19 protein-coding genes are annotated in these 24308 nt (G+C 35.9%); 9 read left to right on the top strand and 10 right to left on the bottom strand.

The features are described from left to right. Positions 1–51 precede the first annotated feature (51 nt). Positions 52–1371 (top strand): tRNA lysidine(34) synthetase TilS, encoded by a 1320-nt coding sequence (gene tilS, locus G7050_RS14685; protein ID WP_166116765.1) that lies wholly within the window; start codon positions 52–54, stop codon positions 1369–1371. Here tilS and G7050_RS14680 read toward each other — a convergent pair. Then, positions 1355–2677 carry a lipopolysaccharide assembly protein LapB gene (locus G7050_RS14680; RefSeq protein WP_166116754.1) on the bottom strand — a complete coding sequence of 441 codons (1323 nt, stop codon included), beginning with the start codon at positions 2675–2677 and terminating at the stop codon, positions 1355–1357. The two genes, tilS and G7050_RS14680, sit on opposite strands and share 17 nt — an antisense overlap. A 271-nt stretch (positions 2678–2948) precedes the next feature. On the opposite strand from G7050_RS14680, the gene rho reads away from it, so the two are divergent. The 7 genes from rho (at position 2949) to G7050_RS14645 (ending at position 12952) form a co-directional block, all read left to right on the top strand. Further along, a complete protein-coding gene (rho, locus tag G7050_RS14675; protein WP_166116751.1) occupies positions 2949–4784 on the top strand; it encodes a transcription termination factor Rho in 1836 nt (611 codons plus the stop codon). Positions 4785–4924: 140 nt separating this feature from the next. Continuing rightward, on the top strand, positions 4925–5845 hold the full coding sequence (locus G7050_RS14670; RefSeq protein WP_166116749.1) for a cation diffusion facilitator family transporter: 921 nt from the start codon (positions 4925–4927) through the stop codon (positions 5843–5845). Between the two features lie 91 nt (positions 5846–5936). Continuing rightward, positions 5937–7256 carry an alpha-L-fucosidase gene (locus tag G7050_RS14665; RefSeq protein ID WP_166116747.1) on the top strand — a complete coding sequence of 440 codons (1320 nt, stop codon included), beginning with the start codon at positions 5937–5939 and terminating at the stop codon, positions 7254–7256. Between the two features lie 440 nt (positions 7257–7696). Then, on the top strand, positions 7697–9499 hold the full coding sequence (gene rpsA, locus G7050_RS14660; RefSeq protein WP_166116745.1) for a 30S ribosomal protein S1: 1803 nt from the start codon (positions 7697–7699) through the stop codon (positions 9497–9499). 148 nt (positions 9500–9647) lie between these two features. Further along, entirely contained in the window at positions 9648–10535 is an 888-nt protein-coding gene (bla, locus tag G7050_RS14655) for a class A beta-lactamase, subclass A2 (protein ID WP_166116743.1), read from the top strand. Positions 10536–10551: 16 nt separating this feature from the next. Continuing rightward, positions 10552–11598 carry an acyltransferase gene (locus G7050_RS18040; protein WP_166116741.1) on the top strand — a complete coding sequence of 349 codons (1047 nt, stop codon included), beginning with the start codon at positions 10552–10554 and terminating at the stop codon, positions 11596–11598. 157 nt (positions 11599–11755) lie between these two features. Further along, positions 11756–12952, top strand: a complete 1197-nt coding sequence (locus tag G7050_RS14645) for a pyridoxal phosphate-dependent aminotransferase (protein ID WP_166116739.1) — start codon at positions 11756–11758, stop codon at positions 12950–12952. Between the two features lie 74 nt (positions 12953–13026). Here G7050_RS14645 and G7050_RS14640 read toward each other — a convergent pair whose 3' ends face one another. The 9 genes from G7050_RS14640 to G7050_RS14600 form a co-directional block, all read right to left on the bottom strand. Next, the gene (locus G7050_RS14640) at positions 13027–13641 is read right to left on the bottom strand and encodes a zinc-ribbon domain-containing protein (RefSeq protein WP_166116736.1); all 615 of its coding nucleotides are present in this window, start codon (positions 13639–13641) and stop codon (positions 13027–13029) included. A 144-nt stretch (positions 13642–13785) separates the two neighbouring features. After that, the gene (locus tag G7050_RS14635; protein WP_166116734.1) at positions 13786–14160 is read right to left on the bottom strand and encodes a VOC family protein; all 375 of its coding nucleotides are present in this window, start codon (positions 14158–14160) and stop codon (positions 13786–13788) included. Positions 14161–14245: 85 nt separating this feature from the next. After that, positions 14246–15061: a helix-turn-helix domain-containing protein gene (locus tag G7050_RS14630; RefSeq protein WP_166116732.1), complete on the bottom strand. Its 816-nt coding sequence runs from the start codon at positions 15059–15061 to the stop codon at positions 14246–14248. A 145-nt stretch (positions 15062–15206) separates the two neighbouring features. Continuing rightward, positions 15207–16532: a ribosome biogenesis GTPase Der gene (gene der, locus G7050_RS14625; RefSeq protein ID WP_166116730.1), complete on the bottom strand. Its 1326-nt coding sequence runs from the start codon at positions 16530–16532 to the stop codon at positions 15207–15209. Positions 16533–16795: 263 nt separating this feature from the next. Then, positions 16796–18202, bottom strand: a complete 1407-nt coding sequence (locus tag G7050_RS14620; protein ID WP_166116728.1) for an NAD-dependent succinate-semialdehyde dehydrogenase — start codon at positions 18200–18202, stop codon at positions 16796–16798. Between the two features lie 246 nt (positions 18203–18448). Further along, entirely contained in the window at positions 18449–19003 is a 555-nt protein-coding gene (locus G7050_RS14615; protein WP_166116726.1) for a 2-oxoacid:acceptor oxidoreductase family protein, read from the bottom strand. A gap of 93 nt (positions 19004–19096) precedes the next feature. Further along, positions 19097–19855 (bottom strand): thiamine pyrophosphate-dependent enzyme, encoded by a 759-nt coding sequence (locus G7050_RS14610; protein ID WP_166116724.1) that lies wholly within the window; start codon positions 19853–19855, stop codon positions 19097–19099. A 47-nt stretch (positions 19856–19902) separates the two neighbouring features. After that, positions 19903–20985, bottom strand: a complete 1083-nt coding sequence (vorB, locus tag G7050_RS14605) for a 3-methyl-2-oxobutanoate dehydrogenase subunit VorB (protein ID WP_166116722.1) — start codon at positions 20983–20985, stop codon at positions 19903–19905. A 53-nt stretch (positions 20986–21038) separates the two neighbouring features. Then, the gene (locus tag G7050_RS14600) at positions 21039–21266 is read right to left on the bottom strand and encodes a ferredoxin family protein (protein WP_166116720.1); all 228 of its coding nucleotides are present in this window, start codon (positions 21264–21266) and stop codon (positions 21039–21041) included. Positions 21267–21620: 354 nt separating this feature from the next. Between G7050_RS14600 and G7050_RS14595 the strand changes: the two genes are divergently transcribed. Continuing rightward, entirely contained in the window at positions 21621–24029 is a 2409-nt protein-coding gene (locus tag G7050_RS14595; protein WP_370521983.1) for a carboxypeptidase-like regulatory domain-containing protein, read from the top strand. Positions 24030–24308: the final 279 nt, after the last annotated feature.

Below are 24308 nucleotides of genomic sequence, written 5' to 3'. Positions count from 1 at the left end.
AATGTTACATTAGATATTTTCTTTTACTTATAATTATATTCAAAACTTTTCATGCAGATCATCTCCAAAGTAAAGAAATACATTCAGGATAATATATTACTAACCGATAAGGCTAGAGTTATTATCGGAGTTAGCGGAGGAGCTGATTCTATGGCTCTATTAGACATACTCCACCATCTTGGATATGAATGTATTGTAGCACATTGCAACTTTCACCTTAGAGGGCAGGAATCGTACCGTGACGAATATTTTGTGGAAAAGGTTGCCACTAAATACAAGTTTGAATATGTATCGGCAAACTTTGATACTAAAAAATATATCGAAGAAGAATCTATTTCTCTCGAAATGGCTGCACGTGAACTGCGTTATGCATGGTTCGAGAAAATCAGAAAAGAATATAAAGCAGAAAAAATTGCCGTGGCTCATCATCAGGACGACTCGGTAGAAACAGTTCTTATAAACCTCATAAGAGGTACAGGCATAAGAGGCTTAAGCGGCATCCCGCCTATCAATGGAAAAGTGATCCGCCCCTTACTCTGTATATTTCGTGAAGATATTCTGCAATACCTAAAGGTCAGACACATCGGTTTTGTCGAAGATAGCACCAATAAAGAGGACATATATACACGTAATAAAATACGGCTCAATGTAATCCCTCTTCTTAAAACAATTAATCCATCGGTAGTACAAGCTATTCAAAAAACTTCTGAAAACTTGTATCATACCGAAAAGATTTTCAATGCATATGTAGAAAAAGCCAAACGCAAGGTCTTTTCTAATAATAGGATTGATATCAGTGCTTTATCGAAACAAAAAGAACCCAAGACTATTCTTTTCGAAATATTATTCCCATACGGGTTTAATGCTCCTACGGTAGATAATATATATGATTCGATAAACAGCCAATCCGGTAAAATATTTTATTCGGAAGGTTATCAGCTCATAAAAGACAGAGAAGTATTTATACTGGAACCCATTAATGATCAGCCGGATACTATATATACCCTCTTTGAACACGAAACAAATATCGAAGAGCCTTGCAAAATGACATTTGAATCGTTTCGAAAAACATCTTCTTTTCAGTTAGAGCAAGCCCCCGCGACTATTTATTTAGATAAAGACAGGCTTATTTATCCCCTGATTATCCGTAAATGGAAACACGGTGATAAATTTATACCCTTCGGTATGAAAGGACATAAAAAAGTGAGTGATTATTTTACTGACCGCAAATTCAGCCTCGTTGATAAAAGCAATACATGGCTATTATGCTCGGGTGATGATATTGTATGGATAATCGGTGAACGTATCGACGACCGTTTTAAGATAACCAATACAACAATTGAGATATTAAAGATCACTTTAATTCCATAGTATTTTTGGCCAAAGCTTTCTCTAGACGTCCGATATGAGAATTCAGGCTAAGTATACTTGCCTCCACATTTTTTATCTCGAAGGCATCTTCTTTATCCTCTTTTTGCTTCAATTTTTCCAGATAATTTTTAAGCCCATTCTGGTATTTCACATAATACTCCAGTGCTAGCGATGGTTCTCCCAATTCATAATCATATATGGTGCCTAAGGTGAAATAGAGGTACATATTCTGATTTTGTTGACCATATTTAGTAGCCTCCTTATAGTTAATGGCTGCATTTTTGTATTCTTCAAGACCTTCGTATCCTTTTGCCAGCCCACGATAATAGAGATACAATATCATATCGGAAGGAATAGTCTTTTCCAGAATTTTCTCAAAATAAATAACCGAACTATTGAAATTACGCATTTCATTAGAAACCACCCCCAAACAATACAATACTCTGTTATTAGTAGTATCTTGTGTATAAGCTTTTAGCAAATATGGAAATGCCTTTTCATTCTCACCCAAAGAGTAATAAGAAATACCCAAACTGCGATTTACAACCAACGAGCTATCACCATTCAAGTAGCATCTTTCGAATCGGAGAACAGCTTCATCATAAAAATCAGCACCATAATAACTTAACCCATTCAATAAATTTATTTGCTTATTTGTGCTGTCTTTTTCTACAAAATCATCCGAAAGTTGTATTGCCGATCCAAAATTTTTCAGTTTGATATTTATATTTATCAGACTTGCTATTGAAAAAACATCTGTTGTATCTGCCTTTATTGCCTCTGTATAATAAACTATCGCACTATCCGGTAAATTTATATTTTCGAAGCATTGTGCCGATCTTTTGATCATATTGGTCAAGCCATATTTATCAGACAACATTTTGTAATCCGATAAAGCTGCTTTATAATCCTCCAGACGAAACAGCATCTCTGCTCTTTTTATCTTATAATATATATTGAGGGAATCCAGTGATATCAACTCATTATAACAAGTAAGACTTCCACTCCAATTCGACAAAGCCTGATAACATAAAGCCATCTCCGACTTTAGTTTTAAATCATCCTTATCTACCTGAGCTAAAGACTTCAATACTTCAATTGCCTTAGAATAATTATCCAACCCTTTGTAGCAAAGAGCTTTCTGTTTCAGCAGTTCTTTTGTCTCTTCTTGAGAGTCAATATACTTCAATGCCTTATCAAACTGATAACTAGCAATATAATCATCAATTAATGAATATTCCACTTGAGCATTCAAGCCGGCTATATAGCCTAAAAAAAGGCTTACAAAAAGGATAAGTGTTCTCATAATTAGATTACTATTTTTTCGTAAATCTACAAATAAATAATAATTATAAAAAAAATAAACGCCACTTTTTTTATTTAGACATCAAAAAGATTGTTTTTCTAAAAAATATATATAATTTTGTATCACGGTAAGAAAAAACTACAGATTTCTTATTCTAATCATAGTAAAAACTCGATTGTATCCTTATTTATTTTGCATCAACATTGAATCAGCAATATTCTCTTATGCTGTCTAAATCAGAATATTAAATAACAAAACAACATAGATATACATGCGTATATACAACATCCTTGAGCTAAATGAAAAGCTCACAACTGAACTCAGAACCCTAGCAAAAGAGCTAGGTATAAAACGTCCTGACGCCTATAAGAAGGACGAATTAATTTATAAGATATTAGACGAACAAGCTATTATTGAGGCAAAAAACAAAAACTCGGAAAGCTACAAAGCTGAAAGCAAGCAATCAGACAAGAAAAGCACAGAGAACGCAGCAAAATCAAAGCAAAGTAAAGCAGCCCCCACGCCTAAAGCTACCGTTGTAGAGAATAAAGTAGAGGAAATAAAAGAAGTTAAAGAGCCACAAGAAGCTCCGATAGCTCAACAACCTCAGGCAACTGCACCCAATGATGATAACATAGGTAAACCAAAAGAAAGAATAGTACACCGTAAAAATACGGAATCGGCAAATAACAATACAAACGAGTCGACAAATACTAAGACAATCCCTCAAAGGCCTACTCAATTAGTATTCAAGTCAAGCAAACCACGTACCGAACCAAAAGAAGAAGTTCCAGCAATGGCTCCCCTGTCTCCTCTCGAAGTCGATACTGATGTAGCACCCGTTGTTGTAGAGTCACCTAAAATGGCTCCTGTCAATATCAGCACGCCCCCCCCGGCACCAGTGGCCAGCAACCCTGTTGCAAACAATAGTGGAAATACAAATAATCAAAAGCAAAATAATAATCAAGCTCAAGAAAAATCTTTTGAGTTTGAAGGAATCTTATCAGCTACAGGCGTACTGGAAATAATGCAGGAAGGTTACGGATTTTTACGCTCTTCCGATTATAACTATATGTCATCTCCTGACGATATCTACATTTCTCAATCTCAGATACGTTTGTTCGGTCTGAAAACCGGAGATATTGTAGAAGGACCGATACGTCCTCCTAAAGAAGGAGAGAAATTTTTCCCTCTTGTAAAAGTAGACAGAATAAACGGACGCAGTCCGGAAGAAGTAAGAGACCGTGTACCATTCGATCACTTAAAACCTCTCTTTCCGAATGAAAAATTCAAATTAACATCCGGCAGAAATGATAATTTCTCTTGTCGTGTTGTAGATTTATTCTCCCCAATAGGTAAAGGACAACGTGGTCTGATTGTAGCACAACCCAAAACAGGTAAGACTTCGTTACTGAAAGATATAGCAAATGCCATAGCAACCAACCATCCTGAGGTATACATGATTGTATTACTGATAGATGAGCGTCCTGAGGAGGTTACCGACATGGAAAGAAGCGTAAATGCTGAAGTTATTGCATCTACTTTTGATGAACCTGCAGACCGTCACGTAAAGATTGCCGAAATCGTATTGAACAAAGCAAAACGTATGGTAGAATGTGGTCACGATGTAGTTATTCTATTGGACTCTATCACTCGTTTGGCACGTGCTTACAATACTGTTCAACCGGCATCGGGTAAAGTACTAACCGGAGGGGTTGATGCTAATGCATTACACAAACCAAAACGTTTCTTCGGAGCAGCCCGTAATATCGAAAACGGTGGTTCATTAACCATTATTGCTACCGCTCTTACCGAAACAGGCTCTAAAATGGATGATGTTATCTTTGAAGAATTCAAGGGTACAGGTAACATGGAGCTTCAATTGGATCGTAAATTATCTAACAAACGAGTATTCCCTGCTGTTGACATTATCTCTTCAAGTACACGCCGTGACGATCTGTTACTTGATCCTGATACACTTAACCGTATGTGGGTACTACGCAACTTCTTGTCGGATATGAATTCGGTAGAAGCCATGCAGTTCCTAGATAAAAGATTGAAAAAGACAATCAATAACGAGGAGTTCCTAATCTCGATGAACGACTAAGAAAAAAACATATAATTAAAGATCATTAGCTCGACTTTTGACTTTAATCTCTAAAATTAAAGCAAGGATTGTTTGATATCAAAACAATCCTTGCTTTCTTTGTATATCGTTCTATTTCACTTTACTTAAATACATCAGATATGTCACATAATCATGCTCATGGTGGACATTCTCACTCACATAGCCACGCCACAAACAAAAGAGCTCTGACCTTTAGTTTTCTGCTGATCGCAGGATTTATGTTTGTCGAATTTATTGGAGGTATTCTAACGAACAGTTTAGCTCTATTATCAGATGCAGGTCACATGCTAAGCGATTCTGTCGCTCTGGGGCTTAGCTTGGCAGCAATCATATTCGGACAAAAAAAAGCAACTATAGAGAAAACATATGGTTATAAACGGTTCGAAATATTGGCTGCACTACTTAATGGCATTGCTTTAGTAGCTCTTTCGGCATATATACTCTATGAGGCTATTGTACGTTTGTCCTCCCCACCCCATGTTATAGGAAAAGGCATGATGATAATTGCAGTTATCGGGCTGTTTATCAATATTATTGTAGCATGGATATTATCCAGAGGTGGAACCAAAGAAAACCTGAATATCAGAAGTGCTTTCATGCACGTATTAGGTGATCTACTGGGGTCCGTAGGAGCTATTATTGCAGCATTGCTCATTCTTTTCTTCGGATGGAATATTGCTGATCCTATTGCTAGTATGATTGTATCGGTAATTGTACTTTATAGCGGATGGCATATTTTAAAAGATTCTGTTAATATCCTGATGGAAAGCAAGCCTTCACATATTCACACACACGAAGTTGTTGAAATTTTACAGGCTATACCCGATGTTGAAGAAGTACATGATCTGCATATATGGATGATTACTCAAGAATTTCCCTCATTAACTGTACATATCAGGGTGAAAACTGACTCGGATAGAGATCTTATATTGGAGCAGGCACTGGAAGCATTAGCCGATCACACGGGAATCAAACACATAACCATACAGATTGAAGGACGAAAACTAAAAGTAGAAGAGCCTTGCTGTACTTTATACTAAGTTATCAGACTTTTAATTATAATAACTACAGCCTCCAATAATCCGTAAGCATATCTTAAAAAACTAATAAATCAACCTGACTAATAATACTATGAGAAAAACTATTTTATTTCTACTTATCATCACAATATCTTGTATAAGTATGCAAAGTCAAACATCTAATCCCAATCACGCATGGTTTGAAGAAGCCCGATTTGGGCTTTTTGTACATTTCGGACCGTATAGTGTATTAGGCGACGGCGAATGGGTAATGCAAAATCGCCCCATAAAAGTACAGGAGTATAAAAAGCTTCAAAAGTTCTTCAATCCGCAAGATTTTGATGCAAAGACTTGGGTCAAAACAGCCAAAGATGCAGGCATGAAATATATTACCTTTACTTCTCGCCATCACGATGGATTCAGTAATTGGGATACAAAACAATCTGAGTGGAATATAATGAATACTCCACATTTTGGGAGAGATATAGTAAAAGAGCTTGCTGATGAATGTCACAAAGAAGGTATCAAATTAGTACTGTACTATTCTTTGATAGATTGGTCAAGAAACGATTACCAATACTGGACAGGTGGTACAGGTCAGGGCTGTGGTCGCACTGAAAAAGGTGACTGGAATTCGTACATCAATTTTATGAAAGCCCAACTAACCGAACTCTTAACTAACTATGGCGAAATTGCAGGTATATGGTTCGATGGAGATTGGGATCAACATCCCAAAGACAGCCATACTCATGCAACTTCTAATGTGAACTGGCATTATCAGGAGATATACGATCTCATCCATAGCATTCAACCCAATTGCATGGTATCCAATAATCACCATAAGGAACCGATACAAGGGGAGGATTATCAGGCTTTCGAAAGAGACCTTCCGGGAGAAAATAAAAATGGCTTCAGCGACGGACAAACGATCTCGCAGCATCTGCCTATGGAAACTTGTGAAACTATGAATCAAACATGGGGATACAATATAACGGACACAAATTTTAAGTCAACAACCGAAATTATCCATTATTTAGTAAGAGCCGCAGGACATGGAGCAAATTTATTATTAAATGTAGGCCCTATGCCAAATGGTGAGATTCAGCCCGAATCGGTACAACGTTTACAAGAAGTGGGCAATTGGACTAATAAGTTTGGGCAGACTATCTATGGAACAAAAAGCGGACTGATAAAACCTCAATCATGGGGTGCAGCTACTCAAAAGGGAAAGACGCATTATATTCACCTTTTTGAACAAGAAGGCAATCAACTTACGATAAACATACCTAATAAAATTAAATCTGCACGATGGCTTAATCTTGATTCTCCATTGAACTGGACAGTAGATAAAAAAACTGGAAATGTAACATTTGATTTACTTGATACTCCATTTGATGATATAGATTCAATCATCGAAATTATTGTACAATAAAATTCTATTGTTCTGTTATTTTATCTATTTACAAAAGACATATTATTGTTTTTTAAATATATAAGTAAGCAAGTTGGGTAAAAGAAAAAGTAACTAAAAGAAAACATATAAAGAAAGTGTCACTTTTGTAACCTTTGTAACCTTTTCTATCCCTAAACACTGATTCACAGAACATTAAAAAAATCACAAAAGTGGCACTTTTCTGTCGTCTTTGTAATCTTATTGGGTGTTTTTTGTAACTGATGTAACCTTTTTTTGTAATCAAGCCAAGAAGTAGTGAGACTAATAAAGTTTTAAATCACTTAAGATCAACATTTCTCAAAAAATAAGAGGCTATAATTTGATTTATTCTTTGAAAAACAATACCTTTGCACCGTTTTTTAAACAACATAATGTCTAATTTATTAATTAAATGATCCTAGAGGATCGAAAAGTAACAAATGTCGGATAACTTAAAGAATGTAAGTCCAATTGAAGATTTTGATTGGAATGCTTATGAGATCGGTGAAACTTTCTCTGACAGAAGCAAAGAAGATTTAGAAAAAACTTATGACCAATCGTTGAGCAGAATCAATGATAAAGAAGTGGTTATGGGTAAAGTAAGCTCTATGAACAAACGCGAAGTGGTTGTTAATATAGGTTACAAATCGGATGGTGTTGTATCAATGAACGAATTCCGTTACAACCCTGATTTAAAAATTGGTGACGAAGTAGAGGTATACATCGAAAGCCAAGAAGACAAAAAAGGACAGCTTATCCTTTCTCACAAAAAAGCACGCGCTTCTCGCTCTTGGGAACGTGTTAACGAAGCTCTTGAAAAAGACGAAATTATCAAAGGTTATATCAAATGCCGTACTAAGGGCGGTATGATTGTAGACGTATTTGGTATCGAAGCGTTCCTTCCAGGATCTCAAATCGATGTTAAGCCAATTCGCGACTACGATGTATTCGTTGATAAAACTATGGAATTCAAAGTGGTTAAAATCAATCACGAATTCAAAAACGTTGTTGTATCTCACAAAGCTCTTATCGAAGCTGAACTTGAACAACAAAAGAAAGATATCATTTCGAAACTGGAAAAAGGACAAGTGCTAGAAGGTACTGTTAAAAACATCACTTCTTATGGTGTATTTATCGACCTTGGTGGCGTAGATGGTCTTATCCACATTACTGACCTTTCTTGGGGACGTGTACAACATCCTGAAGAAGTGGTTAAATTGGATGAAAAAATCAACGTGGTTATCCTTGACTTCGATGATGACAAAAAACGTATCGCTCTTGGTCTAAAACAACTTACTCCTCATCCATGGGATGCTCTTAGCGCTGATCTTAAAGTTGGTGACAAAGTGAAAGGTAGAGTTGTAGTAATGGCTGACTATGGTGCATTTATCGAAATCGCAACAGGAGTAGAAGGTCTTATCCACGTATCAGAAATGAGTTGGACTCAACACCTACGTAGTGCTCAAGACTTCATGAAAGTGGGCGACGAAGTAGAAGCAGTAGTTCTTACTCTTGATCGTGACGAACGCAAAATGTCTCTAGGTATCAAACAATTGAAACCAGATCCATGGGAAAATATCGAAGAAAAATATCCAGTTGGAAGCCAACATACTGCTAAAGTACGTAACTTCACTAACTTCGGTGTATTTGCTGAAATAGAAGAAGGCGTTGATGGTTTGATCCACATTTCAGATCTTTCTTGGACTAAGAAAATCAAACACCCAAGCGAAATAACTCAAATTGGTGCTGACATCCAAGTTCAAGTACTTGAAATAGACAAAGATAACCGTCGTTTGAGCCTAGGTCACAAACAATTGGAAGAAAATCCTTGGGATGTATTCGAAACTATCTTTACTGTAGGATCAGTACACGAAGGTACAGTTGTTGAATTAGTTGACAAAGGTGCTGTAATCTCTCTTCCTTATGGTGTTGAAGGTTTTGCAACTCCAAAACACTTAGTGAAAGAAGATGGTTCTCAAGCTCAAGTTGAAGAAAAACTAGAATTTAAAGTTATCGAATTCAACAAAGACTCTAAGAGAATTATCGTATCTCACAGCAAAGTTTACGAAGACGAAAAAGGTGGTGGTGAAGTTAGAGAAGCTTCTGAAAAAAGAGCTCCTAGGAAATCAGCTAAAAAAGACGATGCTCCTCAAATGACATCAACTTCTGCTGAAAAAACTACTTTAGGTGATATCGAAGGACTTGCTGCTTTGAGAGATAAACTTTCAGGCGAAGGAAAATAAGGATTAATACAATTCATTATAGAGAAAGGTGTAACGAAAGTTACACCTTTCTTGTTTTTATAAGTATTGATTGAATCAAAAACCTGCAACCATAAAACATATTTACATATCTTTGTAAAACAGTCACACTTAAATAACAGGATTCAATATGATACGATCTTTTATATTTATAAGTCTGTCCTTCATTATTCTTCAGGCTACAGCACAAAATAACAACACTCTTAGACAAGAGATACAAGACATAATACAAAACAAAAAAGCAACTGTTGGAGTAGCCATCATTTTTGATGGAAAAGATACACTCACGGTTAATAATCAGTATCGCTATCCAACAATGAGTGTCTATAAATTTCATCAGGCACTAGCCGTACTTGACTATTTAGATAAGTATAACCTTCCTTTGGAACAACAAGTGTATGTGAGCAAATCAGCTTTACACCCTGATACATACAGTCCTTTAAGAGATAAGAAACCAGAGGGCAATTTTTATATGCCTATCAAAGAGTTAATGCAATACAGTGTTTCTCAGAGTGATAACAATACTTGTGATATACTATTTAACTTTCTAGGCGGTACCACCCCTGTTGAACAATATATAAAGGGTCTTGGTATTCAACAGATAGCCATTACTAAGACAGAGAAAGAGATGTCTGAAGATTTCGACAATCAATATGGCAACTGGACTACGCCTTATGCTGCAGTTCAACTATTAGAAATCTTTCTTCAACAAGAATTATTTGCTTCTCATTACAAGAATTTCTTGTTAGATGCTCTTATACAAACGTCTACAGGAAAAGACAAGATAAAAAGCTTACTTCCTGCGCGAACAGTAGTAGGACACAAAACAGGTATGTCATCTCGCAGCGGTAGCGGAGTAAAAGCTGGCGATAATGATCTTGGCTTTATTAAACTACCTAATGATAAGAATCTTTCTATAGCTGTGTTCATCGTTAACTCTATAGAGAACGATACAACTAATGCTGAAATAATAGCACAAATATCTAAAGTCACCTACGATTACTTTAAAAATAAATAAACAGTTTTCTTAATAAATGAACTGCGATCTAACTTTACTCAGTAAGTATAGAACCCAATTAATGGGGTTTGCTATGATATGGATAATGTTAATTCATTCATACGGCGAACTTGAAACTTATCCTTCATCCCTAAAAGATTTTATTCTACTATTTATATCTTTCGGTTATGGGGGGGTAGATATGTTCTTACTTTTATCAGGAATTGGTCTATACTATTCATGGATAAAAAAGCCCGATATATCTTTTTTTTATAAACAACGATTGGTACGCATATTACCTTTATATTTCACAATTACATTTTTCATATCCCTATATGAAATAATATACAGAAATTATGAATTGTCACATATAGTTACCTCACTCTTTTTTATTGATTTTTTTCAAAATAAGATAAACCTCACTTTTGCTTGGTACATACCATGTATTCTTATATTTTATGCTGTAACACCTATATTATTAAAATATATATCCCCCTCAAAATTTAAAATATATATTCCGGCAATTATAATAGCAACTATTACTTTTTCGAAAATAACAGACGTACAAGGAGTATATTATTTAATCCTCTCACGTTTTCCTATTTTTCTGATAGGGTTATATGGGGGCTATATAATTCTAAATTCAAAAAAAATCAGTAATACCTATACATACGTAGGTCTATTTCTTTTCACGGCTGTCACAATTTATCTGTATTTACATTTTGAGGTGTTTTTAACTAAGCCTCATGGGTTCTACTATATATTTATAATCATAGCACCTGCGGTAAGTATAGCCTTGTCGTATATATTTACTTATTTGCCAAAATATAATTACCCTATTCTCGTATATTTTGGAAGCTATAGCTTAACTATATATTTATTACATGAAAAGATTTTATATCTACTCCTTTTCTACTTAAAGACTTTATCAGAAAGTACAATTATAATAACAGCAATTATTATTACAATAATAATTGCGAAACCAATACAGGATACTATCAATGGTTTGGTAAAATATATTTCATCGTTATTTCCGCGTGCTGTCAAATTACAATCAGCTGAAAATAGGTATACCAATAAATGATAAAAAGATTATACGACCTCTGAAACATCTATTAATAGGAAAAAAAATACTGGATAATCGGAAAGTATAAGTCTTTATTATAAATAAGGACTTTTATAATATAATCTTAATAGTCCCTTATTACTTTTTATTACATTTGTAATTCATTCATCTTGATATGCCTAAAATTTCGAAACGTGGAATAGAAATGCCTAGCTCTCCCATCAGAAAGCTGGCTCCTTTATCAGACTCGGCAAAAGCTCGGGGACTGAAAGTTTATCATCTCAATATCGGTCAGCCAGATCTGCCAACCCCTCAAGCGGGACTGGATGCATTAAAAAATATCGACAGAACCATTCTCGAGTACAGTCCGAGTGACGGTTATCGCTCTTATCGTGAGAAACTGGTCGGATATTATGCCAAATACAACATAAATGTATCGGCTGACGAAATCATCATAACTACGGGCGGATCAGAAGCTGTTCTTTTCGCATTTTTGGCCTGTTTAAATCCGGGTGATGAAATTATAGTACCCGAACCTGCCTATGCCAATTATATGGCTTTTGCAGTATCTGCCGGTGCTATCATAAGACCTGTATCTTCTACCATCGAAGAAGGATTCTCTTTACCCCCTATCGAAAAGTTTGAGGAGTTAATTAATGAGCGTACTAAAGGGATTATGATATGTAACCCCAATAACCCTACAGGCTACCTTTACTCAAGAGCAGAGATGAATCAGATAAAAAAACTCATCCAAAAATATGATTTATATCTGTTTTCTGATGAAGTTTATCGTGAATTCATTTATACAGGGTCTCCCTATGTTTCTGCATGCCACTTGGTAGGTATTGAAGAAAATGTAGTGCTTATCGATTCTGTTTCAAAACGATATAGTGAGTGCGGTATCCGAATAGGTGCTTTAATCACGAAGAATAAAGAATTGCGGAATGCTGTAATGAAATTCTGTCAGGCACGTCTAAGCCCTCCACTTATTGGACAAATAGTTGCAGAAGCCTCTATAGATGCCGATCCCGATTATCTACAAGATACTTACGAAGAGTATGTTGAACGCCGAAAATTCCTGATTGACAGACTAAACATGATACCTGGAGTTTATTCCCCAATACCTATGGGAGCATTCTATACAGTAGTAAAACTGCCTGTAGATGATGCTGATAAATTTTGTGAATGGTGCTTATCTGATTTCGAATATGAAGGTCAAACTATTTTCATGGCTCCGGCTTCAGGTTTTTACACAACACCCGGATTAGGTAAGAATGAAGTTAGGATGGCTTATGTTTTAAATAAAGAAGATTTAGGTAATGCTTTAACGGTTCTCGAAAAAGCTCTGGAAGCATATAATGCCTTAGATTAAAAATAAGAAAGAAGGAATTATTTAAACGTAATTCCTTCTTTCATTTTAAACTATGATATGTTTCGTTTTTAGCCTTATCTACTATCCCCTCCAATTATAACTCCTTTATTTATAAGCCCAAATAACTCAGGGCGTGTATAACCATCAATCATATCTGGAGATGATGCCTCATTCGAAAAACTTTTCTTCAAGTCTTTCAAATATTTTTTCTTATCTGTTGCATTCTTGCTAAATTGCAAATATATAGAATCATTAGATATGGAAGTTACTTTACACAATGTATATTGATTATTATTTATCTTCATTTCCAATACATCACCAACCTTTGGATTGGTAAGTATTGTTACTGCATCATTTTTTGAAGAGCTTTCGCTCGTAGTACTTGCATAAAAAACAAATGCAGCTAAAGCTAGAATTATAAAAAGTCCAATAAAAGTAGTCAGCGGAGTTTTGGCCTGCTTTTTTATTTCAGGTGTTATTCCACCAATATAATGGTCAGGAACATCGTGACCACAGGCTTTACATACTACAAAGAGTTCTTTTCCTGTAGGAATGATAGGAATCCAATAAATATGAAAACTTTTTTGATAAGGCAATACAGCTAAAGAATTTTCTTGTCCACAAAATGGACATTGGCAATTAGCGTCTATCAATTTGCCTTTTGTAGACTTTGTTCCGTAAATAATCATAATTAGTATAAAATGTTAGTTAGAAATACAAAGATAAAAATAAAAATTAATCTTTGTATTATTATAATTCTTAGGACTATAAGTCTATGGTCAGAACTGCCCCAATCGTATATTTTTAAACCATGTACATAGAGCCAACAAGAGTTACTGAGGAGAATACGTTACGATATCTACTCCCACCCCATTCGGATCTTCTATTGCAAAATGTCTATCCCCCCAAGGCTCATCACGAATATCAATTTTTATTTCAATTCCTTTCCTTATGATATCTTTATATACTTCATCAACATCCTCTACCTCAATAGTGAGATATAAACCTTGACGTTGGTATTCTTTTTGGAAAATAGGTTGCTGAGTAGGATGATTAGGGAGTAAAAAACTAATTTCAGCTTTTTTATTCGGAGTGTATAATAAGAGATAAAAATCATTTTCAAATGTAACTCCGAAGTTTAAGATTTTTGTATAAAATTCCTTACTTTCGACTAACTTTGTTGTAATAATACCTGCATTTAATTTCATATGATTTCAATTTAAAATGATTAAACATTCAATCAACAAAACTAAGACTAAGTTAAATTGAAACATAGTAAAAAACGGACACTACTTATTTTCCAAATGCTTGTTTAGGGCTTACACCATAAAACTGTTTAAATTCTTTTATAAAGTGGGTTTGATCGTAGTAACCCATATCAAAGAAAGGCTTGTTCTTTCTAAAATATTGAGCTGATGGGGTTAGTTGAAGAATATTCTGAAATCTGATAACCTGACTAAATCTTTTAGCTGTATCTCCGATATAAAATTCAAAAAGTCGGCGAAGCTGTCTTGCACTAATCTCCTTACTTAAGTCTCTTTCGATACTCACCGTACTAAAATTAGTAATAATATAATTTATAGCATAATGAACTCTGATATCATTGTAAAAAACATTCTTTGATAAAAAGTTACAAAAATAATTATCTAAAATAGGCCCCATTTCATTTAATGTGTTTTGGGCACTAAGGCTTGTTTTAAAGAAACCGGACAGAGCAGGAAGTACATGTTCTAATGGTTCACAACGATTTGTTAATTCTGAAGCATCAATATTAAACATAGCAGGAAACATAGTTGGCAGAAATCGAATACCTACATAATGGAAAGTTTTCCCAAGAGAGAACTCCATATACTTCTGACAGAATCCCATAACAGAACTATCCTGAGTATCGTTCATATCAAAGAAGACATCAATACAACCATCGGCAACAACACTATATGTAAAGGGATTATGAAGCACTTCTAACGTTTTAAGTTCCCAATAACAATAAATAAAGTCTTGTAATCTAACATCCGGCAGAAACTCATTATACAAAACATTATTCACACATCCGTTCACGGTTGGCTGAATGGGATTATAAAGTTTTCTTATGTCAAATATCTGCCTCAAGATTAGTCTATTAATTTATAATAGAAACAAAGATAAAATACTTCTTCAATATTCTGTCATATCATTTTAAAGACATTAATTCAAATAAAAAACGATCTTATATAAATTATATAAGATCGTTCTAATATTAAAAAGGTATACACCCTTATTTTTCTCTGATAATAATATTGATTTGTGTACCTGACAAATTCCAATGCTCACGAATACGGTTTTCCAAGAAACGTTTATACGGGTCTTTAATCCACTGAGGCAGATTACAGAAAAACACAAATGTTGGAACTTGCGTATTAGGTAATTGGGTAATATATTTAATCTTAACGTACTTCCCTTTGTTCGAAGGCGGTGGTGTATGCTCTATAATCGGTAACATCACCTCATTCAGTTTATGAGTAGGTATTCTAACCTTCTTATGGGTATAGACTTCTTTTGCCACCTCTAGTACTTTGAGAATTCGCTGTTTAGTCAAAGCGGAAGCAAATACAATAGGAAAATCAGTAAACGGAGCTAAGCGTTCGCGAATTGTATTCTCGAAAGTTTTCACTACAATTTGTTCCTTGTTTTCTACCAAGTCCCACTTATTCACACATACAACCAATCCTTTTCTATTCTTTTGAATGATCGAGAATATATTCAAATCCTGACTTTCGATACCTTGCGTAGCATCGAGCATCAAGACACAAACATCCGAATTTTCAATCGCTTTAATAGATCGAATAACAGAGTAATATTCCAAATCTTCCGTTACTTTACCTTTTTTACGTATACCGGCAGTATCTACCAGATAAAAGTCCATATTGAACTTATCGAAACGGGTATATACCGAATCTCGTGTTGTACCTGCAATATCTGTTACGATATTACGCTCCTCATCAATCAGAGCATTTACAAATGACGATTTTCCTGCATTAGGACGACCTACAACAGCAATACGAGGCACAGTGTCTTCGTAAGTATCGAAAGGCTGATCATCTTTTTTGGTAAATTTGCTAATTACTAAATCAAGCAAATCACCTGTTCCAGCTCCGTTTATTGCCGAAATATTTATCGGATCCCCCAATCCTAAAGAGTAAAACTCCGCAGATAATGAGTGAACATTAAAGTTATCCGCTTTATTTGTTACTAAAATAACAGGTTTACCTTTTGCTCTGCGCAAGATATGAGCCACGCCCAAATCTAAATCGGTAACCCCATTCATTACATCTACAACAAACAGAATTACATCTGCTTCCTGTATCGCAATTTTCACTTGCTTATTTATCTCTTCCTCAAAAATATCATCCGAGTTTACAACCCATCCACCGGTATCCACCACAGAGAACTCTTGTCCTCCCCACTCTGATTTACCGTATTGTCTGTCGCGAGTTGTCCCCGAAGTCTCATCAACTATTGCCTGACGAGTTTGTATCAGACGATTGAAAAGTGTTGATTTCCCTACATTTGGACGTCCAACAATCGCTACTAAATTTCCCATAAATTATTAAGATCTATCTTATTTTGGTGCAAAGATACTTATTTTTTGTCGTTTTAAAGTCTCAGTTCAATTTTATGTTTCGGCAAGTACAACGATTATAGTCTGTTATGACTCCAAAATCTGTTACTAAACAGAGTTCTCACCTATAACTTCCTATATTATAGATAGAAAAAATTTAATCTGATTTTTTAAGCACTACTAAATAAAAACAGAGAGCATAAGCCCCCTGTTTTGCGAAAAGGTGAAAAGATTTATTCTGATTTTCAATAAGCGGCATCAGGAGTTGTGACGCGAATCAATTTGGCATTTACAAATTCATAAATACCGGCAGGAGACTGTTCACGACCATAACCTGAATTTTTAGTTCCTCCGAATGGTAGTTCAGGAGCAATACCTGTCATGTGATTTATATAAACCATACCCGTATCTATGCGACGAGCAACTTTTACTGCACGTCCGGTATCTTTACCAAATACAGTGCCTCCCAATCCAAATTTAGTATCGTTAGCTAACTTAACAGCTTCGTCCTCATCCTTAACTGAATAAATACATAGTACCGGTCCAAAAATTTCGTCCGAATAGGCTACCATACCCGGCTTAATATCTGTAAGAATAGTAGGTTCCATAAATGCACCCGATCGATTGAGACGTTTTCCGCCATATACTAATTTAGCTCCGCCTTTAACAGTATCTTCAACTTGTTTAATCACATCCTCAACAGCCTTTTCGCTGCTTAATGGTGCTAATTGAGTTGCAGGATCAAGAGGATCACCTATTCTTATTTTTTCATATATGGCTTTCGCCTTACTGATAAATTCATCTGCAACAGATGCCATTACGATTATTCGTTTTGGTGATGTGCAGACCTGTCCAGCGTTCCAAAGGCGTCCCAGTGCAGCTGTATGTACAGCTTTATCAAGATCGGCATCTTCCAGAATTATGAAAGCATCACTACCTCCCAATTCCAGAGTCGATTTCTTTATATATTTTCCCGCCATAGCTGCAAAGCTCGATCCGGCAGGTTCACTACCTGTAAGTGCACCGGCTTTAATACGAGGATCAGCAACTAAATTCGAAATCTTAGAACCCGGCACAAACAGATTGGTATATACTCCCTTGGGGGCACCCGCCTCTGTAAATATATTTTCCATAACAGCCGCACATTGAGGTACATTTGAAGCATGCTTCAACAAGAAGGTATTCCCCGCCATAATATTTGCTGCTGCCGAACGTGTGATCTGATAAAATGGGAAATTCCAAGGCTGTACACTCAATAATACCCCTATTGGTTCGTAGCTAAGAAAAGCTTTCCCATGAGGGGTTTCGAGGGGAGCATCTGCCAGAAATTTAGCCCCATTGTTAGCATAATAGTCAAATATATCAGCACATAAAGCCACCTCTCCTATTGCTTCTTTATGAAGTTTCCCCATTTCTATTGTACACAGTTTGCCTAACTCTTCTTTACGCTCACGTAAAATAGATGCCACTTTGTGCAATAGCTTAGCTCTTTCTTCAAACGAAGTTTTTCTCCAGGAATGGAATGCTTTATCAGCAGCACTTACTATTTCTTCAATCTGATGTTCTGTCATTACATCAAATACTTTTTCAACCTCATTAGTCGTTGGATTTACCGTTTTAATAGACGAGGTTTTGTTTGCTTGATTATTCATATCTTTTACCTGATTTTAGATGAAGGTCTCAGACCCAATTAGAATACAGATTAATAACATAAAATAGAAATTCTCATGATAACCATGAAAATTCAATTTAAAGTATCTTCCTTATTATTCTGTAGTTATAGTAAAACAATACAAACTATCAAAAAGATTAGTTCTTCTTTCGTTTTTCTTTTTATTTAACAGAAAAGAGCAACCCCGACAAGGATTGCTCTTTCAATAGTATATTTATCCGACTTTTTAAGCGGGTTTATTTATCTCTTCAACAATTTCCATTCCTTTCAGAATAGCTTGCTCATTCATTGGAAGCATACCATGATGTCTTTCCGGTAAAGATTTCTTTAAGCCCATCATTACATGTTCCAATGTAACTATAGGACATACTTTAAGTAATCCTCCTAATACAAACATATTAAAAGCTTTCTGATTTTTAAGCTCAGCAGCAGTAGCCATAGCCTCAATTTTATAGACCGCAATATCGGTTCTTTTAGGTGCACGTGGAATTCCTTCGGGATCGTAAAGTAAAATTCCTCCCGGTTTAACCTGAGATTCGAATTTATCCAATGATGGCTGATTCAATATAATTGCAATATCGTACTCACTGACAATAGGCGAACTTATTGTTCCATCACTCAATATAACGGTAACATTAGCTGTTCCTCCACGTTGTTCGGGACCATATGACGGAAACCACGAAACTTCTTTTCCTTCCATTAAACCAGAGTAAGCTAAAATCTTACCCATCGATAATACACCTTGTCCACCGAATCCGGCTATAATAATTTCGTTTACCATTATTTATATTGTTACTTTAAAGAAGATAACGAGTTCACAAGTATACGAGAAACTAGTTTGTTTACTTGTTTAACCTGTTCACTCATTTACTATTTAAATATTTTTTATATCCCCCATAGGATATACAGGAAACATATTCTCTACCATCCAATCGTTTGCCCCTGCAGGACTCATTTTCCAGCCGGCACTGCAAGTAGAAACTATTTCTACGATAGAAGTACCCTTTCCGTCTAATGAATTCTGAAAAGCTTTGGCAATCATTCTTTTTGCTTTTTTTACGGCAGCAGCAGTATGTACACTATGACGTGTAGCCAAACATACTCCCGGTAATTGAGCTAGAAGATCGGTAATTTTCAACGGATAACCGTTTTCATGAGTATCACGACCATTGGGTGTAGTCGACGTTTTCATATTCATCAAAGTAGTCGGAGCCATCTGTCCACCCGTCATACCATATATACCATTGTTTATAAAAATAATAGCAATATTTTCGCCCCGGTTGGCTGCATGGATGGTTTCGGCAGTACCTATGGCAGCCAAGTCTCCATCTCCTTGATATGTAAATACCATTTTATCAGGATTCAAGCGTTTTACAGCTGTTGCCAAAGCCGGAGCTCTACCATGGGCAGCCTCCTGCCAGTCGATATCCAGATAATCATATGCAAATACGGCACAGCCCACAGGAGCTATACCTATAGTTATTTCTTTCAAGCCCATTTCATCAATTACTTCCGCAACTAATTTATGAACAACACCATGCGAACAACCCGGGCAATAATGCATCTGGGTTTCGTTCATCAATACGGGTTTGGCATACACCAAATTCTTAGGATCTATTATACTGGTGCTCATTTTATCTTATCCTTAAATTTTTAAATTCATTAATGGATTGTTCTAAATCAACAGCCCAATTTTTCTTTTAAAGCAACAACAACCTCATTGGGTGTAGGAATAATCCCTCCCAAACGTCCGAAATGTTCTACCGGAACTTGTCCGCTTACCGATAAGCGTACATCTTCAACCATTTGTCCGGCATTCATTTCAACGGTAAGTATACCTTTTACTTTCGAGGCATATTCTTTGATAATCTTAGTAGGGAAAGGCCATAATGTTATTGGTCTTAAAACTCCGACTTTTATTCCTTCCGCTCTTGCCAATTCCATTGCCTTTTGACTGATACGTGCAGCCGAACCAAAGGCTACAATCAGATAATCTATGTCTTCACAATCGATTTCCTGATACATTACCTCATTAGCTTCAATCTCTTTATATTTAGCCTGTAGATGAAGATTATTTCTCTCCATTGCATGAGAATCCAACTCAAGAGTTGTAATTATATTAGGTTTACGATCTGCAGGTTTACCCAAGGTTGCCCAAGGACATTGCTCACGTATTTCTTTCTCGGTACGTCTTCTTCTAAATTCAGGAAGTTTTACCTTTTCCATCATCTGTCCGATAACACCGTCTGCTAATATGGTTGCGGGAGTCGAATATTTGAATGCCAATTTAAACCCTAGATCTACAAAATCGGCCATTTCCTGTACCGAGGCAGGAGCAAGAGTTATCATTTTATAATCACCATGTCCCCCACCCTTTACTGTCTGAAAATAATCAGACTGAGATGGTTGGATAGTCCCCAAACCGGGACCTCCACGCATGACATTAATCAAGAGACAAGGCAAATTTCCTCCTGCCAGAAAAGATACACCTTCCTGCATAAGACTCATACCTGTACTTGACGAAGATGTCATCACCATTTTACCACAGCCGGCACCGCCATACACCATATTGATAGATGCAGTTTCGCTTTCAGCCTGCATTACAACCATACCGGTTGTTGTCCAGGGAGCTTCGCTCATTAATGTTTCTATAATTTCCGATTGGGGGGTAATAGGATAGCCAAAATAGCCATCTACCCCTATGCGGATCGCAGCATGAGCAATTGCCTCATTGCCTTTCATCAAATATATTTCTTCTGACATAAATTTTAATTCGAGTAAGTTAATATACTACAAAAGACTAAATTCCTAAGAAATTAGCCTTTTTGTCTATATACAGTTAAACACCCATCAGGACAAACATAACCACAATTGGCACACCCGATGCATGCATCCTCATTTTTCATAAACACATAATGATATCCTTTTTGATTTACCTCACGAGCCTGTAGTTCAAGCACATCACAAGGACAGGACACAACACACAGATCGCAGCCTTTACATCGTTCGACGTCGACTACTACTGTTCCTTTTACTTTTGCCATATCTTATTATAGATAGTTGTCAATTACTTTATGATAATTCTACGTTTCGTTTTCCGGTCAGTTGAATAGGCACAAAGTTATAGCTTATTATTACATTCCGGTCTTTTTTATCTATAAAATTGTCAACAGAATGTTAAGATATTACCTCCTTATTATAGTTAAAAACAAGATACACAATAATATTGCCAATAGATAAATTCGATAAAGAATAATGAACAAAACCAACTTTTCTAATTAAAAACAGAGAAACTGGCAGGTTCCTTATGTTTAAATTCTAAAATATCAATTAACTTTGGGAACTATTGAACTTCTGTAATACAGAGTTTACTAAAATTCATTCTGACAAAGAACATGATTAAACAACACATATACATCACTTTAATATTTTTATTATTTGGAACTGGTCTGGCAGCACAACAAGCAAAAATAAGCGGAACTGTAACTAATTTTGATAACAGCCCTGTAGATTTTGTAAGTGTATCTGTGCAAGGCTCAGCACTAGGTGTTTTCACTAATAATCAGGGGAAATACCAAATAACGGTTCCTGTGGGAGATTCTATTACTATCGTATTTTCACGAATAGGTTATCAAAAAACCGAACGAAAGATTGCAAAAGTTATAGGCAATATGACCATCAATACAATGATGCGTGAAACCGTTCTGGAGGAAGTTACCGTTTTGGGAGAAAAAGCGCAAACCTCCACCATGAACAAAATAGAAATTGGTAAAACGAATCTATTATCCGATCCTACCGGAGGAAGTATCGAATCTATTCTCGCCTTAGGGGCAGGTGTAAGCTCCACGAATGAAATGAGTTCTCAGTATTCGGTTCGAGGGGGTAATTATGATGAAAATATTGTTTACGTAAACGGAATAGAAATATACAGGCCTCTACTTATTCGATCAGGGCAACAAGAAGGATTAAGCTTTATAAACCCCGAGATGACAAAAGAGGTAAAATTCTCCACCGGAGGTTTTGAATCATCTTATGGCGACAGAATGTCTTCGGCTCTCGATATTACTTACAAGAAACCACAATCTTTTGAGGCTTCGGCAGCAGCTAGTTTACTCGGGGCAAATGCTTATATCGGAAGCTCAAGCGGACGTTTTACTCAAATAACAGGATTTAGATACAAAACCACAAGGGCACTGCTAGGAACGCTTGATACAAATGCAGAGTACGATCCTACATTTGTTGATGCACAAACCTATATGACTTTGGGACTATCGTCAAAGTGGGAAGTTGGCTTCATGGGAAATATATCTAGTAATGTTTACAAATTCACGCCAAAAAGCCGTCAAACGCAATTCGGATCGGCTGACAATGCAAAAGATTTCACAGTGTATTTTGATGGATGGGAAAATGATAAATTCCTCACTTATTTTGGTGCATTAAGCATGAAAGGAAAACTATCCGACAATCTCGAAATTGAATTTATTGGTTCGGCTTTTTCATCAAGGGAATACGAACGCTATGATATAAGTGGCGAATACAAACTGACAGACTTAAATCTATCGAGTAATGGTGCTGATGGTGAAAATGGAGGATTGCTGGCAGTTGGTTCGTATCTGGAACATGCACGAAACAGCTTAAACCTGGATGTTACCAATATTCGTCATCTAGGTTCATTTAAAGTTGGTAAACATGCCCTTAAATGGGGTCTGACGCTACAACAGGAAAAAATTAATGACAAAATAAAAGAATGGAGTGTTCGCGATTCGGCAGGTTATTCATTACCCAATCTTGGGGATATCGTGAGCGTATACAGTAACCTCCGTTCTGATAATGAAATTACAAGTACCCGATATGCAGCATTTCTGCAAGACACTTATCAATTTATGTCGGGAGACAATATCATATATATCAATGCAGGTATCAGAGCCAGTCATTGGACCTTTAATGACGAAACTATTATCAGCCCAAGAGGATCAATAGCACTCATACCCGACACAAAAAGAGACATTACTTTACGTTTTGCTACAGGTATCTATTACCAAGCCCCCTTTTACAGGGAATATCAAAAAATAGTTACCAAGGGTCAAAACTCGGTTATAGAACTAAATGAAGATATTAAATCACAAAAATCAATACACTTTGTTTTGGGTGGTGATTACAAATTCAGATCGATGGATCGTCCCTTTAAATTTACAAGTGAGGTTTACTATAAAAAGCTATCCAATCTTGTACCATACACTGTTGATAATGTAAAAATCAGATATTCGGGCGAAAACTCAGGAACTGGATATAGCATGGGATGGGACATGAAATTATTTGGTGAATTTGTAAAAGGATCTGATAGCTGGATCAGCTTTTCGTTGATGAAGACTCAACAAACGGTAGATGGAGTCCAAGCTCCCTTACCAACCGATCAACGATATAATATTTCTCTATTTTTTCAAGACTATTTCCCGGGGATAGAACGTTTGACAATGAATCTTCGAGGTCATCTGTCACAGGGATTACCCCAAGCCGCTCCAAATTCAGGATTTTTCGAGAAGGGTTACTTCCGTACACCGGCCTATCGTCGTTTAGATATTGGCTTTGCATGGCAGGCTCTAGGTGAAGATTTCAGTATCAGACGAACAAATTCTTTTTTAGGGTCATTCAAGAACATTTGGCTCGGAGTTGACATATTTAATTTATTTGACATCAATAATACCAATTCATATTATTGGATAACCAATGTCTTTAATCAACAATTTGCAGTACCTAATTATTTAACCGGACGCCAATTGAACTTTAAAATAGTAGCTGATTTTTAATCAGTTCAGATAACATTAAAGACTTAGCTCCATTTTTCAATCATAACAACCTCCGACTATTATAGCGACTAAAACAACAATAAGGTTCACAACTTTATAAAGAATTATTAATCAATAAATATTGGATTTCTCATTTTTTTTTCGACAATAAAAACACATAATCATTATTCAGTGTTATATATATATAGTATCTTTACGAGATATAGCTCAATGTGTCAACTCTAAGGTTTAGAGAATAAGTATTGATACAAAGAGATTTAGAAGCCTTGTGAGGCTTCT

The organism is Dysgonomonas sp. HDW5A, from assembly GCF_011299555.1.
In the GTDB taxonomy this organism is placed as follows: Bacteria; Bacteroidota; Bacteroidia; order Bacteroidales; family Dysgonomonadaceae; genus Dysgonomonas_A.
Note: the sequence above shows the minus strand (reverse complement) of the source record. Positions and strands in the feature narration are given on the sequence as shown.